The 18,092-nt window shown below is 70.7% G+C and carries 16 protein-coding genes; 9 read left to right on the top strand and 7 right to left on the bottom strand.

Annotated features, from left to right (window positions below; all coding sequences use genetic code 11):
* Position 1 precedes the first annotated feature (1 nt).
* Positions 2–859: a type I methionyl aminopeptidase gene (gene map / locus OG407_RS16415; RefSeq protein ID WP_405858756.1), complete on the bottom strand. Its 858-nt coding sequence runs from the start codon at positions 857–859 to the stop codon at positions 2–4.
* 58 nt (positions 860–917) lie between these two features.
* Here map and OG407_RS16410 point away from each other — a divergent pair, with 58 nt between their 5' ends.
* Positions 918–1,157 (top strand): hypothetical protein, encoded by a 240-nt coding sequence (locus tag OG407_RS16410; RefSeq protein ID WP_019064315.1) that lies wholly within the window; start codon positions 918–920, stop codon positions 1,155–1,157.
* Here the strand turns inward: OG407_RS16410 and OG407_RS16405 are convergent, their stop codons facing one another.
* Both OG407_RS16405 and OG407_RS16400 read right to left on the bottom strand, forming a co-directional pair.
* On the bottom strand, positions 1,158–2,492 hold the full coding sequence (locus OG407_RS16405) for an MFS transporter (protein WP_405858754.1): 1,335 nt from the start codon (positions 2,490–2,492) through the stop codon (positions 1,158–1,160). It abuts the gene before it with no gap.
* Between the two features lie 316 nt (positions 2,493–2,808).
* Positions 2,809–3,411, bottom strand: coding sequence for a hypothetical protein (locus OG407_RS16400; RefSeq protein ID WP_405858752.1), 603 nt, complete (start codon positions 3,409–3,411; stop codon positions 2,809–2,811).
* Between the two features lie 105 nt (positions 3,412–3,516).
* Here OG407_RS16400 and OG407_RS16395 point away from each other — a divergent pair, with 105 nt between their 5' ends.
* The 3 genes from OG407_RS16395 (at position 3,517) to OG407_RS16385 (ending at position 5,659) form a co-directional block, all read left to right on the top strand.
* Positions 3,517–4,635, top strand: a complete 1,119-nt coding sequence (locus OG407_RS16395; protein WP_405858750.1) for an exo-alpha-sialidase — start codon at positions 3,517–3,519, stop codon at positions 4,633–4,635.
* A gap of 37 nt (positions 4,636–4,672) precedes the next feature.
* A complete protein-coding gene (gene npdG, locus OG407_RS16390; RefSeq protein WP_405858748.1) occupies positions 4,673–5,425 on the top strand; it encodes an NADPH-dependent F420 reductase in 753 nt (250 codons plus the stop codon).
* A gap of 69 nt (positions 5,426–5,494) precedes the next feature.
* Positions 5,495–5,659, top strand: coding sequence for a hypothetical protein (locus tag OG407_RS16385; protein ID WP_403602175.1), 165 nt, complete (start codon positions 5,495–5,497; stop codon positions 5,657–5,659).
* Here the strand turns inward: OG407_RS16385 and OG407_RS16380 are convergent.
* Positions 5,656–6,426: a site-2 protease family protein gene (locus tag OG407_RS16380; protein WP_405858746.1), complete on the bottom strand. Its 771-nt coding sequence runs from the start codon at positions 6,424–6,426 to the stop codon at positions 5,656–5,658. The genes OG407_RS16385 and OG407_RS16380 overlap by 4 nt on opposite strands.
* Before the next feature lie 226 nt (positions 6,427–6,652).
* Between OG407_RS16380 and OG407_RS16375 the strand changes: the two genes are divergently transcribed.
* Complete coding sequence (locus OG407_RS16375; protein WP_405858744.1) at positions 6,653–9,964, top strand: BTAD domain-containing putative transcriptional regulator; 3,312 nt, start codon at positions 6,653–6,655, stop codon at positions 9,962–9,964.
* Positions 9,965–10,003: 39 nt separating this feature from the next.
* On the opposite strand, the gene OG407_RS16370 is transcribed toward OG407_RS16375, so the two are convergent.
* The 3 genes from OG407_RS16370 to panB form a co-directional block, all read right to left on the bottom strand.
* A complete protein-coding gene (locus tag OG407_RS16370) occupies positions 10,004–10,828 on the bottom strand; it encodes an ABC transporter permease (RefSeq protein ID WP_329351082.1) in 825 nt (274 codons plus the stop codon).
* A complete protein-coding gene (locus OG407_RS16365; RefSeq protein ID WP_405858742.1) occupies positions 10,825–11,844 on the bottom strand; it encodes an ATP-binding cassette domain-containing protein in 1,020 nt (339 codons plus the stop codon). The genes OG407_RS16370 and OG407_RS16365 overlap by 4 nt, the downstream gene beginning before the upstream one ends.
* 264 nt (positions 11,845–12,108) lie before the next feature.
* On the bottom strand, positions 12,109–12,984 hold the full coding sequence (gene panB / locus OG407_RS16360) for a 3-methyl-2-oxobutanoate hydroxymethyltransferase (protein ID WP_405858740.1): 876 nt from the start codon (positions 12,982–12,984) through the stop codon (positions 12,109–12,111).
* A gap of 233 nt (positions 12,985–13,217) precedes the next feature.
* Between panB and OG407_RS16355 the strand changes: the two genes are divergently transcribed.
* The 4 genes from OG407_RS16355 (at position 13,218) to OG407_RS16340 (ending at position 18,081) form a co-directional block, all read left to right on the top strand.
* Positions 13,218–14,807 carry an MFS transporter gene (locus OG407_RS16355; RefSeq protein ID WP_405858738.1) on the top strand — a complete coding sequence of 530 codons (1,590 nt, stop codon included), beginning with the start codon at positions 13,218–13,220 and terminating at the stop codon, positions 14,805–14,807.
* A 55-nt stretch (positions 14,808–14,862) separates the two neighbouring features.
* A complete protein-coding gene (locus OG407_RS16350) occupies positions 14,863–15,519 on the top strand; it encodes a TetR/AcrR family transcriptional regulator (protein ID WP_405858736.1) in 657 nt (218 codons plus the stop codon).
* A gap of 196 nt (positions 15,520–15,715) precedes the next feature.
* Positions 15,716–16,768 carry an endonuclease/exonuclease/phosphatase family protein gene (locus tag OG407_RS16345; protein WP_405858734.1) on the top strand — a complete coding sequence of 351 codons (1,053 nt, stop codon included), beginning with the start codon at positions 15,716–15,718 and terminating at the stop codon, positions 16,766–16,768.
* A gap of 98 nt (positions 16,769–16,866) precedes the next feature.
* Entirely contained in the window at positions 16,867–18,081 is a 1,215-nt protein-coding gene (locus tag OG407_RS16340) for an MFS transporter (RefSeq protein WP_405858732.1), read from the top strand.
* The last annotated feature ends 11 nt before the right edge of the window (positions 18,082–18,092 follow it).

The raw sequence follows: 18,092 nt of genomic DNA, 5'->3' as shown, positions 1-18,092 counted from the left end.
CCTACGGCAGCGTCAGGACCTCCGCTCCCGTCTCCGTCACCACCAACGTGTGCTCGAACTGCGCCGTCCGCTTCCGGTCCTTCGTGACGACCGTCCACCCGTCGTCCCACATGTCGTACTCGTACGTCCCCAGCGTCAGCATCGGCTCGATCGTGAACGTCATCCCGGGCTGGATGACCGTCGTCGCGTGCGGGCTGTCGTAGTGCGGGACGATCAGGCCGGAGTGGAACGACGAGTTGATGCCGTGGCCGGTGAAGTCCCGGACCACGCCGTACCCGAAGCGCTTGGCGTACGACTCGATGACCCGGCCGATGATGTTGATCTGGCGGCCGGGACGGACCGCCTTGATCGCGCGGTCCAGGGACTCGCGGGTGCGCTCGACCAGCAGCCGGGACTCCTCGTCGACGTCACCGACCAGGTAGGTCGCGTTGTTGTCGCCGTGCACCCCGCCGATGTACGCCGTCACGTCGAGGTTGATGATGTCGCCGTCGCGCAGCACCGTGGAGTCCGGAATGCCGTGGCAGATCACCTCGTTGAGCGAGGTGCACAGGGACTTGGGGAAACCGCGGTAGCCGAGCGTCGACGGGTAGGCGCCATGGTCGCACATGTACTCGTGCGCCACACGGTCGAGTTCGTCCGTGGTCACCCCCGGCGAGATGATCTTCGCGGCCTCCGCCATCGCCCGCGCGGCGATCCGCCCGGCGGTCCGCATCGCCTCGATCGTCTCGGGGGTCTGCACCTCCGGCCCGGTGTACGGGGTCGGCGCGGGCTTGCCGACGTACTCGGGGCGACGGATGTTTCCGGGCACGGGACGGGTGGGGGAGAGGTCCCCTGGTACGAGCAGCGACTGGCCAGACATGCCAGCGAGTCTAACCAGCGGAGATGGGGGAACATGGCGGTAGGGAAAGGAGCCGTTGATGGCCCTGTTCAAGAAGCGCACGGTCGGGAAGCCCGGCGAGTGGTACTACTGCCTCGAACACAAGAAGGTCGAGGAGGGGCCGGAGTGCCCCGCCAAGGACCGGTTCGGGCCGTACACCACCCGCGCCGAGGCCGAACACGCGATGGAGACGGCCCGCGAGCGCAACCTGGAGTGGGAGACCGACCCCAAGTGGCACGACGCGACCGACGCGGCCAAGGGGAGCACGGACGACGACTGATCAGGCATCGGCGGGGGCCGTGGGGGTCGTAGGAATCATGGCCGCCCGCTGCGCCTTCAGCCGTAGGGCGTGTTCGTCCGTCCTCGCGTCGTACGACATCAGCTTCGGCAGTCCTACGGCCAGCAGCCCCACCGCGCCCACGCACATCAGCCCGCCCGCCCACACCGAGGTCCGCACTCCGGACAGGGCGGCCATGCCACCGGACCTGACCTGGCCCAGTTGCGGGCCCACCGAGTAGGACAGCAGCTCGATCCCGGCGAGCCGGCCGCGCAGCTCGTCCGGGATCGTCTGGTTCCAGATGACCCCGCGGAAGATGCCGCTGACCATGTCGCAGCCGCCGGCGAGGGTGAGGAACAGCAGCACCAGCCACACGTTGCCGACCGCGCCCGCGCAGGCGATCGCCGCGCCCCACAACGCCGCCGCCAGCACCACCATCCGTCCGTGCCGCTGGATCCGCGAGGTCCAGCCGCTGGTCACACTCACCAGCAGGGCACCGGCCGGGACGGTCGAGTACATCAGCCCCAGTGCCCACGGGGCGTGCAGATCATCGGCGAGGAACGGCAGTACCGCCAGCGGCATCGCGAAGAACATCGCCGCGAGGTCGATGGCGTACGTACCCAGGAGTTCCTTACGGCTCCACGCGTACCGGGCGCCCTCCGCGATCGACCGCAGCGAGGGCTTCCGCGCCTCGTGGGCGCCGGGGGAGGCGGCGATACGGAAGATCAGGACGACGGACACCGCGAACGTCAGGGTGTCCGCCGCGAACGCGTAGGGCAGCCCCGCGAACGCCACGACCACACCCGCCAGCGCCGGGCCCGTGACCCCGCCGACCGTCCAGCGCAGGGAGTTGAGCGCGGACGCGGCCGTCATGTGCTCGTGGGCCACGATCCGCGGCCACAACGAGTCCAGTGCGGGCCGCTGGATCGCACCGAGCACGGAGGTCAGGGCCGCGAAGACATACAGCGGCCACAGGGCGGGGTGCGGCAGCAGCGAGTTGAACAGCAGCGCCCCGCAGAGCACCCCCTGTCCGACCTCGGTCCAGACGATCAACTTCCGCTTGTCCCACGCGTCCGCGAGCGCACCGCCGTACAGCCCGAACACGATCAACGGCACCAACTCCACGGCACCGACCGCACCCACCGCCGCCGCGGAGCCCGTGAGTTCCTTGATCTGCACCGGCAGCGCGACGAACGTGAGGAAGGTGCCGAAGTTCGAAACCAGCCCCGCAAGCCAAAGCCTGCGGAAGTCGACGGAGGCATGCCAGGGGGTCAGATCGGGGAGGAGGGCGCGGAGGCCCGTGGGGGCTTCGGCGGGGGGATCGGCGCTGTCGGTCACGAGGGGCAATGGTCGGGGTGGGGGGTGGGGGTGGCAAGCGGATTTTCGGGGGGCGGGGTGTGGGGGTGACCGGAATTTGTCGGGGGGCGGTGGGTGGGTGGGCAGCCGGCGGCGGTGGGGACGCGCCGCGGTCACTTGTAGGCGGCGGTTTGGTGCCGCTTTTCTCGGCCACTTCTCAACCGCCCTAGACGGGTGGATGGGTGGGAAACTGGCGGCGGTGATGATCCGCGACGGTCACTTGTCGGTGGCGGTCCGGTGCCGCGCTTTTCGTTCACCTCTCAGCTGACCTGGACGGGTTGGGTGGGTGGGAGACCTGTTACCAGGGCGCGGGCGGCGGTGCCGTCAGATGGTCCGTCAGGCGGGACAACCGGTCACGGAAGCGGCGCCGCCCCCGTGTCGCCGGGAGGACGTTCTCGCCGGCCGCCGCGCTCACCAGGTGCTGGACGGTGTCCAGGTCCAGGTCCGTGCCCTCGGGTACGGGGAGTGACTCGTGGGCCAGGGAGGCGAGTTCGCGGTCACCGGAGCCCAGCGCGAGGACGGTCGCGCCGGCCCGGCGGGCGTCGTGGACCCGCTCCAGGAGCGGGGCACCCGGTCCCTCCGGTGACACGACCAGCAGCGTCTCGCCACGCCGGGCCGCCTCGATCCGGCCGAGTCCGACGGCCAGGTGCGCCGGATCCGAGGGACGCGCGTCGTGTCGTACGAGAGTCGGCGCCAACTCGGGCGTACCCGACCACGCGGCCTCGTCGACCAGGTGCGCCGCGAGATGCCACGGCTCGTACGCGGGCGTGCCCACCAGCAGCAGCCCACCCCCGTGCGACACCACCGACCCGCGCAACACCCCCGCGAACCGTCGCGTGGCCCCCAACCACTCGGTCCCGGCGAGCACTTCACGCAACAGCGCGACCCGTACGGCATCCATGTCCGCGCATCCTGCCCCAACCAGCCACTCGTGACGTGGAGTTCACCATGAATTCGCCCAACTTGGGGATGGTACGGGCTCATCGGTCCCACAAGGAGTCACCTCATGACAGAAACCGCAGAGACTGCAGAAACCGCAGAGACCGCACAGACCGCAGATGTATCCGTCCCCTTCGTCGCAGGCCAAGGTGGCTACGCGAGCTACCGGATCCCGGCCGTCGTGGTCACCGCCGCCGGCACCCTCCTCGCGTTCTGCGAAGGCCGGGTCGACTCCGCGAGCGACCACGGCCACATCGACATCGTCCTCCGGCGTTCCACGGACGGCGGTCGCACCTGGGGCCCGCAGACCGTCGCCGCCGACAACGGCAAAGACCTCGCGGGCAACCCCGCCCCCGTCGTCCTCGACACCGGCCGCATCCTGCTCGTTCACGTCCGCGCCGCCGCGGCCGCCACCGAGGACGCCATCCTGCGCGGCAAGGTGACGGCGGCCGACGGGCGCAGGGTGTGGGTGCGGTGCAGCGACGACGACGGCGTCACCTGGTCGGCACCGAAGGAGATCACCGCACAGGTGAAGAAGCCCGGGTGGCGCTGGTACGCCACCACCCCCGGGCACGCCGTCCAGCTGAGCACCGGCCGCGTGGTCGTCCCCGGCAACCACACGACCCCGCCGGCCGGGACGGACGTAGGCAATGAGGGGAAGTACAACAGCGGCCACTGCCTGCTCAGCGACGACAAGGGCGAGACCTGGTCCCTCGGTTACGTCGACGAGAACCCGGACGGTTACGTCAACTGCAACGAGACCACCGCCGCCGAACTCCCGGACGGGCGCGTCTACTTCAACACCCGCAACGACGCGACGGCCCCCGGTCACCGCGCCGACGCGTACTCGGCGGACGGCGGCAAGACCCTCGTGAAACCCTTCCGCCCGCAGGCCGGCCTCACCGCCCCCGTCTGCGAGGCCAGCGTCCTTCAACTCCGCGACCCCGACGTGCTGTTGTACTCCGGGCCCGGCGACCCGGCCGCCCGCGCCCTGCTGACCCTGCGCGCCTCCACCGACGCCGGCACCACCTGGCGCCCCGTGCACACGGTCGACGGACTGCCCGCCGCCTACTCCGACCTCGTACGCGTCGACGGCGACACGGTCGGACTCCTCTACGAGACCGGCGACTTCGGGCCGTACGAGACGATCACCTTCCGCCGGGTGCCCGTGACGGACCTCACCTGACCCGATACGGGTCCGGAGCCGGACGTAAAGTCGGCCCATGACCTCTACCGACAGTGCTGCACAGACCCCCGCGACGGCCCCCGCGACGGCCTCCGGGACCGCCCCCGCGAAGGCCCCCGCCAAGGACCCGTGGGACCTTCCCGACGTCTCCGGACTGGTCGTCGGCGTGCTCGGCGGGACCGGGCCGCAGGGCAAGGGCCTCGCCTACCGGCTCGCCAAGGCCGGCCAGAAGGTGATCATCGGTTCCCGCGCCGCCGACCGCGCGCAGGCCGCCGCCGACGAACTCGGCCACGGGGTCGAGGGCGCCGACAACGCGGAGACCGCGCGCCGCAGCGACGTCGTGATCGTCGCCGTGCCCTGGGACGGCCACGGCAAGACCCTGGAGTCGCTGCGCGAGGAACTGGCCGGCAAGCTCGTCGTCGACTGCGTCAACCCGCTCGGCTTCGACAAGAAGGGCGCCTACGCGCTGAAGCCGGAGGAGGGCAGCGCCGCCGAACAGGCCGCCGCCCTGCTGCCCGACTCGCGGGTCGCCGCCGCCTTCCACCACCTGTCGGCGGTGCTGCTCATGGACACGGAGATCGCCGAGATCGACACCGATGTGATGGTGCTGGGCGAGGAGCGCGCCGACGTCGAGATCGTGCAGGCGCTGGCCGGCCGTATCCCCGGCATGCGCGGTGTCTTCGCCGGCCGGCTGCGCAACGCGCACCAGGTGGAGTCCCTGGTCGCGAACCTGATCTCGGTCAACCGCCGCTACAAGGCACACGCGGGCCTGCGCGTCACGGACGTCTGAGCGCGTGGGGGACACTGGTGGCAACCGACCACCGGTGTCCCCTTTGTTCTGCCGACAGGAGCCGATCCCATGCCCCGCCTCGCCCTCTACGCCCTCGTCGTCTGCCTGCTCGCCGTGGCCGCGGCGGTCGTCTCCTTCGTGGAGGGCAGCTGGATCGGCATCGTGTGGGTACTGCTCGCGGGGCTGTCGTCCAACATGTGCTGGTACTACTTCAAGCGGGGCCGCACCGCCTAGCGCCAGAACTGGTAGAGGCTGTAGCCGCTCGACGTCTGCCAGTCGCTGACGCCCAGCCCTCGCAGGACCGCGTCGATCATGTCGAAGAACTCACGGTTGATCGACGGCACCCACAGCAGCGCGAACACGAACAGCAGGCCGAACGGCGCGAACGGCTCCACCTGCCGCTTGATGTCGTTCGACAGCCAGGGCTCGATCACGCCGTAGCCGTCCAGGCCCGGCACCGGCAGGAAGTTCAGGATCGCCGCGGTCACCTGGAGCAGGGCCAGGAAGGCCAGCGCGTACTGGAAGTCGGCCGGCACCCCGTCGAGGGAGTGCAGCCAGAACGGGGCCGTGCAGACCGCCGCGAACAGTACGTTCGTCAGCGGGCCCGCCGCCGAGATCAGGCTGTGCTTCCAGCGGCCGTGAATGCGGCCCCGCTCGATGAACACCGCGCCGCCCGGCAGGCCGATGCCGCCCATGATGACGAAGATCACCGGGAGCACGATGCTGAGCAGGGCGTGCGTGTACTTCAGCGGGTTGAGGGTCAGATAGCCCTTCCCGCCGATCGAGATGTCACCGCTGTGCAGCGCGGTGCGCGCGTGCGCGTACTCGTGCAGACACAGCGAGACGATCCAGGCCGCCGTCACGAACAGGAACACGGCGATGCCCGGCTTCTCGGCGAACCCGGTCCAGGTGGCCCAGCCGGTCACCGCCGTGACAGCCAGGATCCCGAGGAAGACGGGACTGATCCGCCGGTCACTGGGGCGGGTGGTGGTGGCGGTCATGGGGGCGGGCTCCCTGCTGGGTCGGTGGACGCGAAGCCCGACGGTACCGGGCACTGGGGAAAACGTCTCGCGAGCGGCCGTCGGTTCCGGGGAAGGTGGGGACATGGGACTCTGGCACGCGTTCTACGACCCCGTCACCCCTCGGGGGCTTCTTGGGGAGGCGTCGTGGCGCGTCCGGCGCCGCGCCGCCGCAACCCCGTGACCGCCTTCCACGCCACCGGAGACAATGGACCCCGTGCGCTATCGCATTCTCGGCACCACCCAGGCACTACGGCCCGACGGTACGCCCGTCACGGTCGGCGGGGCGCGGCTGCGCGCCCTGCTCACCGTGCTCGCCCTGCGGCCCGGTCGGACCGTGCCCGCGAGCCTCCTGGTGGACGAGGTGTGGGGCGTCGACCCGCCGGCCGATGCCACGGGTGCGCTCCAGGCGCTGGTGGGCAGGCTGCGCCGGGTGCTCGGCGCCGACGCGATCACCTCGGCGGAGAGCGGCTACCGGCTCGCCGCCGCCCCCGACGACATCGACCTGCACCGTTTCGAGCGGCTCACGGGGGAGGGGCTGCGGGCGCTGGCCGACGGCAACCCCGCGAAGGCGGCCGAGGTCCTGGACGACGCGCTCGCCCTGTGGAACGGCCCGGCCCTGGCCGACCTCCCCGACCGCACGGCGGAGGCGGCCCGCTGGGAGACCCGCCACCTGGACGCCCGCCGCGCCCGCCTCACCGCGGCCGTGGCCCTCGGCACCGCGGACACCGCCCTCCCCGAACTGACCGCCCTCTGCGACACCCACCCCCTCGACGAACCCCTCCAGTCCCTCCGCCTGCGCGCCCTCCGCGCGACGGGCCGCACGGCCGAGGCACTGGCCGCGTACGAGGACGTACGACAGCTCCTGGCGGACCGGCTGGGCTCCGATCCGGGTCCCGAACTGCGGGCGCTGCACGGGGAGTTGCTCAGCCTCGCCCCCGCGCCCGCGCCCAGTACGTCCACCCCCACCCGCGCGGTCGCCGCTTCCCCCCGAGCCATCCCACCCCCCGGCAACCTCCGCGCCCGCCTCACCTCCTTCGTCGGCCGGGAGGCCGACATCGACGTCATCCGGGGTGATCTCGCCTCGGCCCGGCTGGTGACGCTGCTCGGACCCGGTGGGGCCGGGAAGACGCGGCTGTCGCAGGAGGCCGCCGAAGGGGTGCGGGACGCGGCCCGGGACGGGGTCTGGCTGGCCGAACTCGCCCCCGTGGACGACCCCGACGCGGTACCGACGGCCGTGCTCACCGCCGTCGGCGCGCGCGAGACCGTGATGTACGGCGCCGGCGCCGAGGCGATCCGGGCCGCCGGCGGCGAGCGGTACGACAACCCCGTCGACCGGCTCGCCGAACACTGCGGCAGCCGCCGGATGCTGATCGTCCTCGACAACTGCGAGCACGTCGTGGACGCCGCCGCCCGCCTCGTGGAGACCCTGCTGGAGCGCTGCCCCGGCCTCACCGTGCTCGCCACCAGCCGCGAACCCCTGGGCGTACCGGGCGAGTTGCTGCGCCCGGTGGAACCGCTGCCCGACCCCGTCGCGCTACGGCTGCTCGCCGACCGGGGTGCCGCCGCCCGGCCGGGGTTCAGCGTCGAGGACGACCCCGAGGCCTGCGCCGAGATCTGCCGGCGGCTCGACGGACTGCCCCTCGCCATCGAGCTGGCGGCAGCCAGGCTACGGATGCTGACGCCGCGTCAGATCGCCGACCGGCTCGACGACCGCTTCCGGCTGCTCACGTCGGGCAGCCGTACGCTGCTGCCCCGCCAGCAGACCCTGCGGGCCGTCGTCGACTGGTCCTGGGACCTGCTCGACGCGGACGAACGGGACGTGCTGACCACCCTGTCCGTCTTCGCCGGCGGCTGCGACCTCGCCGCCGCCGAGGCCGTGTGCGGGCCGGTCGCGTTCGAGACGCTCGGCTCCCTCGTCGACAAGTCCCTTGTGGTGGCGGCCCCTTCGGGCGAGGGGGAGATGCGCTACCGGCTCCTGGAGACCGTCGCCGAGTACGCGGGCGAACGGCTCGACGAGGCCGGCCGCCGCCCCCGCGCCGAGCGCGCCCACCTGACGTACTACCGCGAACTCGCGCGCACCACCGACCCGTTGCTGCGCGGCCCCGGCCAACTCGCCGCCGTGGGACGGCTGGAGCTCGAATACGAGAACCTCCGCACCGCCCTGCGGCATGCCGTCGCCGAGCGCGACGAACAGGAGGCGATCTGCCTCGTCCTGTCGCTGACCTGGTACTGGCACATGCGCGACGTCCGCATGGAGGCCCGCAACTGGTGCGTCGAGGTCATGGCCCTGGGGCCGGACCCCTTCGCCACCCCCGTCCAGCGCGCCGCCCCGGTCTGGCAGCGCTGCACCGACGTTCCGCCCCCGCTCACCGGAGAACTCCTCGCCGAGGCCCGGCGCGGACTCCATCTCGCGCATCTGGCCTGTATGGACACGGAGTTGGACGCCTGGGAGGCGCCGGCCGCGAAGGAGAAGCTGCGCCTCATCGCCGAGGTCTACGAACCGGGCCTGCCGCAGACCTGCCGTACGCCCGGCATGTTCTGGTTCTTCGCCGTGCTGCTGAGCGGCAGCGCGGAGCGGCTGCCCGCGATCCTCGACGCCGACGTCCACACCTGCCGCTCCAACCCCGGCATGGAGTGGGAACTGGCCACCACCCTCCAGATGCGCGCCAACATGCTCGCCAACCGCACCGACTGGGCGGGCGACGCGGCCCGGGACGCCGACGAGTCGCTGGAGATCTTCGGCCGCCTCGGTGACGCCTGGGGCACCGCCGAGGCGCTCTCCGCCCGCGCCGAGGCCCGGGAACGCACCGGCGACTACCACCTGGCCGCCCTCGACTACGAGGCCGCGATCGAACAGGCCGAACGGCTCGGCGCCCACGGCCAGACGGCCGTACTCGGCGCCCGGCTGGGGAGCGCGCTCATCGAGGCCGGCGAGTTCGAGCGGGGCGAGCGCCTGCTGCGCGAGGTGATCGAGAAGCAGAACGGTCAGGGCAGCGAGGCGATGCCCGCCGCCCGGATGTTCCTCGCGAGCCGGCTCACCATGTCCGGCCGCGTCGAGGAGGCACGCGAGGAGATGCGGCTGCTGCGCGAGGAGTTCACGATCTCCCACTTCGTCGTCTTCGACGCGTTCATCCTCGGCTCGGAGGCGTGGGTGGAGGCGGTCGACGGCAACTACGAGGAGTCCTTGGACAAGGTCCGCAAAGCGCTGGAGCGGGCCGGTGACCCACTGTCCGAGGCCATCGCCCCGAGCATGGCCTCCCTGTACCTGGGGATCGCCGCGGTCGTCCTCGCCGAACTCGACGGCGGCAGCCGGGCCAAGGACGGTGTCCGCTGCCTCGTCGCGGCGCGGGCGCTGCTGCCGCAGGGGCATGTCGCGACCTCCGTCGAGCGCGAGGTGTACCGCCGGGCCGAGCTGCGAGCGCGCGCCGTGCTCGGCGACGCGGCCTACGAGTCGTACGAGACCGAGTACGCCGAAGGCGGCAGCCTCTCCGCGAGGGAGGCTGCCGCCCTGGTGTGAGGCCGGCACGGACCCGGTGGGACGGGACGCACGGCCGGGTCAGGTCTTGGTGCGGAACTTGTGGATGGCGATCGGGGCCATCACCGCGGTGAGCCCCACCGACCAGGCCAGCGTCAGCAGCACACCGTGGGCGACCGGGCCGCCCACCATCAGCCCGCGGGCCGCGTCCGCCAGGGAGGACAGCGGGTTGTAGTCGGTGAAGTTCTGCAGCCAGCCCGGCATCGACCCGGTCGGCGCGAAGATCGACGAGCCGAACTGCAGCGGCATCAGCACCAGGAAGCCCATGGCCTGCACGGACTGCGCGCTCTTCATGGTCACGCCGAGGGTGATGAACACCCACATCAGGGCCGAGCCGAACACCGCGGACAGCCCGATCGCGGCGAACATGCCGCCCCAGCGGTGGATGTCGAAGCCGACGAGGACACCGACGACCATCAGGACGGCGCACGCGACCAGCATGCGCATGATCTCGACCACGATCTTGGCGATCAGCACCGAACCGCGCCCGATGGGCAGCGACCGGAAGCGGTCCATGACCCCGGTGTGGAAGTCGGTGTTGAAGCCGGTGCCCACCCCCTGGGCCATGTTCATGCCCATCATGGCGAGCAGGCCGGGCACGACGTACTGCACGTACGCGTGCTGCCCGCCGCCGAGCGACTGCCCGATCGAGCCGCCGAAGACGTACACGAACAGCAGCGTGAAGATGACCGGGAACAGGATGGCGTCGAACATCGACTCCGGGTCCTGCCGGATCCACAGCAGGTTGCGGCGGATCAGCGCGCCGGTGTGGCGCAGGTGGTTGCGCAGCGGGATACGGGGGTCCGCCGCCGATACGCCGGCGGGGTTCACGGTGACGGCGCTCATACGGCGACCTCCTCGCGGTCGTGGGTGGGCACGGAGTCCTGCGGGGCGCTGGCGCGGTGTCCGGTGAGGGACAGGAACACCTCGTCCAGGCTGGGGAGTTCGGTGGTGATGGCGGCGATGGTGATGCCACGGGCGCTCACCACGCCGACCACGGCGGTTAGTTGCTCGTCGCTGAGGATCGGCACCAGGACGGTTCCGCTCTCCACGTCCACGGTGACGGTGGCGAGTCCGGTGATACCCAGCTCGTCCAACGCCCGTGCCAGTGGCCGCAGTTGCAGCGGATCGGCGGGCCGGATGCGCAATGCCCGCCCCCCGACCCTGGCCTTCAGCTCGTCGATGGCGCCACCCGCTACGACCTTGCCGTGGTCGACGACGGTCAGCTCGGAGGCCAGCGCCTCGGCCTCCTCCATGTACTGGGTGGTGAGCAGCACGGTCACGCCGCCGCCGACCATGGACTTCACCTCGGTCCACACCTCCATGCGGGTGCGGGGATCGAGCCCGGTGGTCGGCTCGTCCAGGAACAGCACCTGCGGATGCCCGATCATCGAGGCGGCCAGGTCGAGCCGCCGCCGCATACCGCCGGAGTACGTACTCGTCGGCCGCTTGGCCGCGTCCGTCAGCGAGAACCGCTCCAGCAGTTCGTCGGCGCGGGCGCGGGAGTCCTTGCGGGACAGGTCGAGCAGCCGCCCGATCATGTACAGGTTCTCCCAGCCCGGGAGCTTCTCGTCCACGGAGGCGTACTGGCCGGTGAGGCCTATCACCCGGCGCAGCTGGCGGGGCTGGCGCAGGACGTCGTAGCCGGCGACGGTGGCCTCGCCGGAGGTCGGGGCGAGCAGCGTGGACAGGATCCGTACGAGGGTGGTCTTACCGGCACCGTTCGGCCCGAGCACACCCATCACGGTGCCCTCCCGGACGTCCAGGTCGACGCCGTCCAGCGCCTTGGTCTCGCCGTAGTGCTTGACCAGCCCCCGCACGGACACGGCCGTGCCGCCGGAATTCTTGTCGATTCGCGTCATGCGGATGACAGTGCCAGGGCCGACCGACAGAACGCCTACATCCCACCGACAGCCACCGACAGCCGCCGACAACTGACCGACGGCAGCGACAATCTTCCGACGATCACCGCAACCATCAATTGAGGAACCACGATGGCGAGCAACCACCTCCGCGAGAGCGGCGCCGGTTTAGGCGCAAAAGAGGGGGCAGCCCGCCGACGGGGGAAGATCGGCGGGCTGCCATGGTGCCGCAGTGGCTCAGATGGGCCAGATCAGTCAGCCCGGTCAGTGGACCGAGTGCTCCTCAAGCGGGAACGTCCCGCCCACGACATCCTCCGCGAACGCCCTCGCCGCGTCCCCCATGACCCCTCGGAGATCCGCGTACTGCTTCACGAACTTCGGCATCTTCCCGCCGGTCAGCCCCAGCATGTCGGTCCACACCAACACCTGCGCGTCAGTCTCCGCACCGGCCCCGATCCCGACCGTGGGAATGTGCAGCACCCGAGTCACCTCGGCCGCCAACTCCGCCGGAACCAGCTCCAGTACAACGGCGAACGCCCCCGCGTCCTGCACGGACTTCGCGTCCCGCAGCAACTGCTGAGCCGCCTCCTCGCCCCGCCCCTGCACCCGGTACCCCATCGAGTTCACGGACTGCGGGGTCAGACCGATGTGCGCCATGACCGGAATCCCGGACTCGACCAGCAACCGGATCTGCTCGTGCGACCGCTCACCGCCCTCCAGCTTCACGGCACCCACCCCGGCCTCCTTCACCAGCCGGGTCGCCGAGCGCAGCGCCTGCACCGGACCCTCCTGGTAGGACCCGAAGGGGAGGTCGGCCACGATCAGGGCGCGGCTCGTGCCCCGTACGACGGCCGCGGACAGCATGGCCATCTCGTCGAGGGTGACCGGCACGGTCGACTCGTACCCGAGGTGACAGTTCCCCGCCGAGTCCCCGACGAGCATGACCGGGATCCCGGCCTCGTCGAAGACGGACGCGGTCATCGCGTCGTAGGCGGTGAGCATGGGCCACTTCTCGCCGCGTTCCTTGGCGAGGGCGATGTCCCGGACGGTGATACGGCGTGTGCCCTTGCCTCCGTACAGCGTCTTGCTGCCGTCGGAGGAGCTGTTCTTCCCAGCCTGGGCAGCCGAAAGCTGCGTCATTGCAACGGCTCCTTCAGTCATCTTGAGGCACCCTTACGGCGTCCCCAGATCCCCTCCATGGTGGCACCTCGTGCCACAGAGGGCCAGAGGGACCCCAGTCGCCCGCGTCACGTACGAAGGCATGCGTGTTGAGGCACATGCGTAAGAAGGCATATGTAAGGCCTGAGTAAAATATTTACGATACGGTACGGTCCCGTATCGTAATTGGCCCGCGGCTCCCTAGTCTGGACCGCATGACCACTCCACCCGTCCCCGGCACCCGGATACCCGAAGCGGTGCACCGTCGCCGCTGGGCCATCCTCGGCGTGCTGATGCTGAGCCTGCTCATCGTGGTGCTCGACAACTCGATCCTCAACGTCGCCATCAAGACCATCTCCACCCCGGCCCCGACCGGCCTGGGCGCCACCCAGAGCGAGCTGGAGTGGGCGATCAACGCCTACACCCTCGTCTTCGCCGGTCTGCTGTTCACCGCGGGCCTGCTCGGTGACCGGATCGGCCGCAAGAAGGTCCTGCTCGGCGGACTCGTCGTGTTCGGCATCGGCTCCGCGCTCGCCGCCGAGTCCGGCTCACCGACCCAACTCATCGCCTTCCGCGCCCTGATGGCCCTCGGCGCCGCGTTCGTGATGCCCGCCACCCTCGCCGTCCTCATGAACGTCTTCGAGCGCGACGAGCAGCCCAAGGCCATCGGCATCTGGGCCGGCGGCGTCGGCCTCGCCATCGCGATCGGCCCGATCACCGGCGGTGTGCTCCTCGCCCACTTCTGGTGGGGCTCGGTCTTCCTGATCAACGTGCCCATCGTGCTGGTCGCCCTCGCCCTGATGATCTGGCTGGTCCCCGACTCCCGCGACCCGAAGCCCGGCCGCCTCGACCCGGTCGGCGTCGCCCTGTCCGTCGTAGGCCTCGTCCTGCTGGTCTACGGCATCATCGAGGGCGGCGAGCTGGCCGACTTCACGGCGCCGAAGGTGCTGGCGACGATCATCGCCGGTGTCGTCGTGCTCGCCGGGTTCGTGTGGTTCGAGAAGCGCAGCGACCACCCGTCGATCGACGTCACGTACTTCAAGAACAAGGTGTTCTCGGCCGCGATCGCCGCCATCGCGCTGGTCTTCTTCGCGCTGATGGGCGTGACCTTCTTCTCGGTCTTCTACACCCAGAGCGTGCGCGGCTACTCGCCGCTGCAGACCGGCCTGCTGATGCTGCCGCTGGCCGCCGCGCAGATGGTCTTCGCGCCGCGGGCCCGGCTGGTCGTCAACCGGTTCGGCAACCGGATCACGACCGGTGTCGGCCTGCTGGTGCTCGCCGGGATGCTCGCCGCCTTCGCGACCCTCAAGGCGGACACGCCGATCTGGATCCTGGAGGTCATCTTCTTCTTCATGGGCGCCGGCATGGCCCACGTCATGACCCCGACCAGCGTCGTCATCATGCAGGCGCTGCCGCGCGAGAAGGCGGGCTCCGCGTCCGCGCTGAGCAACACCTTCCGCCAGGTCGGCGGCGCCCTCGGTATCGCCGTCCTCGGCTCGGTGCTGTCCACGGCGTACCGCAACGGCATCGAGGGCAAGCTCGGCTCGGTACCGGCCGCCCTCCGGGACACCGCCGGCGAGTCCATCGAGGCCACCCTCGGTGTCGCCGCGAAGCTCGGCCCGCAGGGCAGGGCCCTGGTCACCCCGGCCAACGACGCCTTCCTGCACGCCATGCACGTCACCGCCCTGTGCGGTACGGGCGTCGCGCTCGTCGGCGCCGTAGTGGCGTTCCTCTTCCTGCCCGGCAGGCCTCCGGTCCCTCAGGAGGGCAAGGAGGAGCCGGAGTTGGTCGTCGTAGGGGAATAGCGAGGACAATCACCCAGGACGGGAACGGGGGGAACAGCGGAAGGGACGGAGTGAAGTGAGCCTTGCCGACAACGGCACCGCCACCGGCAACGACCATGGCACCGGCAACGGGACCCGGCCGTGCGCGCCCACCAGGGGGCGCCCGCGCAGCGAGGCCGTCGAACGGGCCATCACGGAGGGCGTGATGAAGCTCCTGGAGGAAGGCGTGCCGCTGGCCGAACTCTCCATCGAGCGCATCGCCCGTACCGCCGGAGTCGGCAAGGCCACCATCTACCGCCGCTGGCCGGGCAAGGAGGAACTGTTCGTCGACGTCGTCCGCGAGGCCGAGCCGCAGGACCCCGAACTGCCCGGCATCTCCCTGCGCGACGACCTCGTGGCCATGATGGAACAGCTGCGCCAGCGCGGCCTGCTGACCCGGTCCTCGGCGATCCTGCACAACGTGTTCGCACAGATGAAGAGCAGCCCGAAGGTGTGGGCGGCCTACCACGCGACGGTCGTGGAACCCCGCCGCCGCAAGCAGGTCGACCTCCTGCGCCGGGCCCAGGAGAACGGCGAACTCCGCACCGACCTCGACCCCGAGCTGATGAACGACATGCTGGTCGGCCCGATGCTCCTGCGCACCGTCATGCGCGCCGACGCGGACCTCCCCGAGGGACTGTCGGAACTCCTCGTGGACACGGTGCTGGTGGCCCTACGACCCGTCAGTTCGTAGTCGGTGTGCGCGGCGCGCGAATGTGCGCGTTCCGTCACAGAAGGCGCTACGGCCGCGCGTGTTCGGAACTCCGGACACCCACTTGTTCGTCCTCGTGCCCGTACGGCCGTCATGGGACGGCGGATCGGAACCGATCATCCCCTAGGGTCGTAGGCGCGGGGACGATGGTGTGCACGGCAGGTAGTGAGGCGACGGTATGGCACAGCAGGCGTATGTGGCGGAGACGGACGACGGCGGCTCGGGGGACGAGCCGCGCGGATCCCGGCTTCGGCGCCTGTGGAACAGAGTGACCGGCGGCTGGCGAGGCGATCCGCGGATCTGGCGCCGGGGCCTGGTCCTCGCCGCGCTCGCGCTCCTCCTGTCCCTCGTCATGCTGCTGCACTCGCGCATCCCGAACCGGATCGGCAACCTCGGCAGCCTCACGGAGACGTTCCTGCCGTGGTTCGGGCTCGCGATCCCGGTCCTCCTGATCCTCGGCCTGGTCCGGAAGTCGGCGACCGCGCTCATCGCCGTCGTCCTCCCGACGGTCGTGTGGCTGAACCTCTTCGGCGGCCTGCTGCTCAGCGACAAGACCGGCACCGGCGGCGACCTGACGGTGGCCACGCACAACGTCAACGCGGAGAACCCCGACCCGGCCGGTACGGCCCGCGACGTCGCCGCGTCCGGCGCGGACATCGTCGCCCTGGAGGAACTGACCGCGTCGGCGGTCCCGACGTACGAGACGGCACTCGCGTCGACGTACAAGTACCACTCGGTCGAGGGCACGGTCGGGCTGTGGAGCAAGTACCCGATGACCGGCGTCAAGGCCGTGGACATAAAGCTGGGCTGGACGCGCGCCATGCGCGCCACCGTCGCGACCCCCGAGGGACAGATCGCGGTCTACGTCGCCCACCTTCCCTCGGTGCGGGTGAAGATCCAGGCCGGCTTCACGGCCCGGCAGCGCGACACGAGCGCCGACGCGCTGGGTGAGGCCATCGCCGCCGAGCCGCTCAAGCGGAAGATCCTCCTCGGCGACCTGAACGGCACGATGAACGACCGCTCGCTGAACGCCGTCACCTCCCAGATGCGCTCCACGCAGGGCGCGGCGGGCAGTGGCTTCGGGTTCAGCTGGCCGGCGTCGTTCCCGATGGCGCGGATCGACCAGATCATGGTCCAGGGCGTCGAACCGGTGTCCTCGTGGACCCTCCCCAAGACGGGCAGCGACCATCTCCCGATCGCGGCTCGTGTGAACCTCGACACGAGCTCTTAACCTCGTGGAATAGCGGGCCTGGGAGTCTTTGTTCCGTAACTGAACTTAAGCTTGGCAGTACGGAACTCCGCTCTCCCTCGAAAGGCACAGGCACTTCCATGCCCCTGGCCCTGCTCGCTCTGGCCGTCGGCGCTTTTGGTATAGGCACCACCGAATTCGTGATCATGGGCCTCCTGCCCGAGGTCGCGGACGACCTGCACGTCTCCATCCCCACGGCGGGTCACCTGGTCTCGGCGTACGCGCTGGGCGTCGTCATCGGCGCCCCGCTCCTCGCCGCGGCCACGGCCCGCCTGTCCCGCCGCACGGTCCTGATCGGCCTGATGGCCCTGTTCGTGGCGGGCAACGTCCTCTCGGCCTTCGCCGCGAACTACGACTACCTCCTGGCGGCCCGCTTCCTGAGCGGCCTCCCGCACGGCGCCTTCTTCGGCGTAGGGGCGGTGGTCGCTACGACGATGGTCGCGCCCGAACGCAAGGCCCGCTCCGTCTCCCTGATGTTCCTGGGCCTCACGGTCGCCAACGTCGTGGGCGTACCGGCGGCCACGCTGATGGGCCAGCACCTGGGCTGGCGGGCCACGTTCCTCGGCGTGAGCGTCATCGGCGTCGCGGCGATAGCGTCCCTGGCGTTCCTGATCCCGCACGACCACGCACAGGCGCCCGCGGTGGGCCTGCGCCGCGAGATGGCGGCGCTTCGCTCCCTCCCGGTCTGGCTGGCCCTCGGCACCACAGTGGCCGGCTTCGGCGCGCTGTTCTCGGCGTACAGCTACATCACCCCGATGCTCACGGACGCGGCCGGCTTCGCGGAGGGCAGCGTGACGCTGCTGCTGGCTCTGTTCGGCGTGGGCGCGACGGCGGGCAACCTGGTGGGCGGCCGCCTGGCGGACCACTCCCTCCGGGGCACCCTGTTCGGCGGCCTGACGTCCCTGGCCGTGGTCCTGGCCCTGTTCCCCGTCCTGATGACGACGGAGTGGACGGCGGCACTGGCGGTGATCCTGCTGGGCGTAGCGGCGTTCGTGACGGGCTCCCCGCTCCAGCTGATGGTGATGGAAAAGGCCTCGGCAGGCCCGTCGTTGGCCTCCTCCGCAAACCAGGCGGCCTTCAACTTGGCCAACGCGGGCGGTGCTTGGATCGGCGGCCTCGCATTGGCGGCGGGCTTCGGCGCCACGTCCCCCGCGCTGGCCGGAGCGGTACTGGCCGTGCTGGGCTTGGGAGTTGCCGCTACGGCGGCGACGGTGGACCGGCGCCGCGCGGTACCGGGCCGCGAGCGCGTGGTCGCGGCCCACGTCCCCCAACAGGCACCGGCGTTGCGGCCCTGACTTCGCCCCTG

The organism is Streptomyces sp. NBC_01515, from assembly GCF_045040345.1.
In the GTDB taxonomy this organism is placed as follows: domain Bacteria; phylum Actinomycetota; class Actinomycetes; order Streptomycetales; family Streptomycetaceae; genus Streptomyces.
The sequence above is the reverse complement of the archived record's forward strand: the minus strand, read 5'-3'. Positions and strand labels throughout refer to the sequence as shown.